The following is a 238-nucleotide window of genomic DNA, read 5'->3' on the forward strand; positions in this document are numbered from 1 at the left end:
TCCTGGCGAAGCTTACTTCAGGTTTTGGTAACCAATATATCAGCCGCCAAAACCCCTTCGCGGATATCAAGGCCGACGGTGCCGGGGCGGTTTCTACGGCTCTCGCAAACCTTGGTTTGGGGGAAGGGTCTGCAAGTTTGTCTACCAATGGATGGCAGAAGCTTTCTTCCGGACTTATTTTACAGTGGGGATACAATGTAGTTGCTAATGGTGTAGTCAGTGTAACTTTCCCTATTCC

Annotated in this window: 1 protein-coding gene; it reads left to right on the forward strand. The window is 49.6% G+C overall.

Features of this window, described 5'->3' with window-relative positions; translation table 11 throughout:
* On the forward strand, nt 1–238 hold a 238-nt coding region (locus F3J28_RS22525; RefSeq protein WP_502706918.1), incomplete at both ends, for a gp53-like domain-containing protein.

Origin of the sequence: Enterobacter sp. Ap-1006, assembly GCF_011752835.1 — a bacterium.
GTDB lineage: Bacteria > Pseudomonadota > Gammaproteobacteria > Enterobacterales > Enterobacteriaceae > Cedecea.